The organism is Methylobacterium sp. J-092 (assembly GCF_022829325.1).
Lineage (GTDB): Bacteria > Pseudomonadota > Alphaproteobacteria > Rhizobiales > Beijerinckiaceae > Methylobacterium.
This window is the reverse complement of record NZ_JAKSXU010000110.1, coordinates 1-1,208: the sequence shown is the minus strand read 5'-3', so window position 1 is coordinate 1,208 and position 1,208 is coordinate 1. Positions and strand designations below refer to the sequence as shown.

The 1,208-nt window shown below is 55.8% G+C and carries 2 protein-coding genes; both read right to left on the bottom strand.

Annotated elements, in window-relative coordinates:
• Nucleotides 1-121: 121 nt before the first annotated feature.
• Nucleotides 122-397, bottom strand: a complete 276-nt coding sequence (locus MKK60_RS12245; protein ID WP_243986117.1) for a PilZ domain-containing protein — start codon at nt 395-397, stop codon at nt 122-124.
• The gene (locus tag MKK60_RS12240; RefSeq protein WP_243986116.1) at nt 397-948 is read right to left on the bottom strand and encodes a PilZ domain-containing protein; all 552 of its coding nucleotides are present in this window, start codon (nt 946-948) and stop codon (nt 397-399) included. The genes MKK60_RS12245 and MKK60_RS12240 overlap by 1 nt, the downstream gene beginning before the upstream one ends.
• Nucleotides 949-1,208 lie beyond the last annotated feature (260 nt).

The following is a 1,208-nucleotide window of genomic DNA, read 5'->3' as shown; positions in this document are numbered from 1 at the left end:
TTGATCTGGCGATGGCCAGAGAGATCCGCGATCAGCTTGATGCTCATCTTAGTGGTTTGACGACAAGTCCAAGAGGTAGTTTACAGTTGAACTGATGTTTTTGTTGCGGGGCTGCTCAGCTTCAAAAATTCAATGTTGTCGAAATGAACTGAACCCCTATCGCTTCGCTCTCTCGGCGGATGAGCCTGCAGGCGTGTTGAACGCCATCTGGCTCAATCAGCAGAGTGAACGCCTCCGGCACCCCGATTGCTGACGGCAGGGTGAGCTTCGCCCCCACGTCCGAGACGTTTCGGACCGTGCAGTCCATCACCGACGCCCCGTTGGGGAAGATGATCTTGGCGGCCTTCAGAACTCGCTTGCGCGGTGCACTGCGGCGCTTGATCTCTGGCTGTCCCATCACAGCACCACGTGTTCATTGAAAGTCGTCGGGCTGTACGGAAGCTTGAAACGAACAGCGATCCCGTCCGCAGTGTGTCGGACGACAGTGGCGAACCGCTTCCCAACGGTAACAGCTGAACCAGGATCAGGTCGTTCGCTCGTCGCGAGGGCTACACCTGACATCGAAAGATCAACAATCTCCGCACCGACGGTCTGACCGTTCGATAGCGTGACGCTCACAGCGCGCTGGGTGGGTACGATCCGAGGATCATTCCGCTGATCAGCCGTGTCGTTGGCGTGAGCACGAAGCCAAGCAAGTCGATCGTCGATCCTCGCTTTGCGCTCTGCACTGGCTTCAACGAGCATAGTGAAACCAGAGGAACTTACTTCGCTTATCCGACCAGGCACTACGCCGATTGCATCGAGATAGCACGTTGCCTTCATGCCAGGGCGAATAGTTGGTAGCCCGCCTCGCCTTCTTACATCGACGCGTGCATTCGTTGAGATGACGGCGACGCATGTCGCTTCGCTGCCGGTTTCTAGAAGAAATCTTCCATGAATTTCGATCATGTACCGTCATGCATATAACTAGATTGCTATAATTACTCCTATATAGCCGCTTATACGTTTACAAATCATCTCAGGTTGAAAAGGCGGCAAAAATTGCTTCCAGGGCAACCTGGCGGCGTTAGGCTTCACAAAAACCCGCTTCCCGCATGATCCTTGAAGGCGTTCGCCCTCCTGACGTAGCCGAGTACCGTCCTCGGATCGCGGTGCCCCGACACCTCCATGATACGCGCGAGGTCGGCCCCACGCTCGGCCGCCGTCGT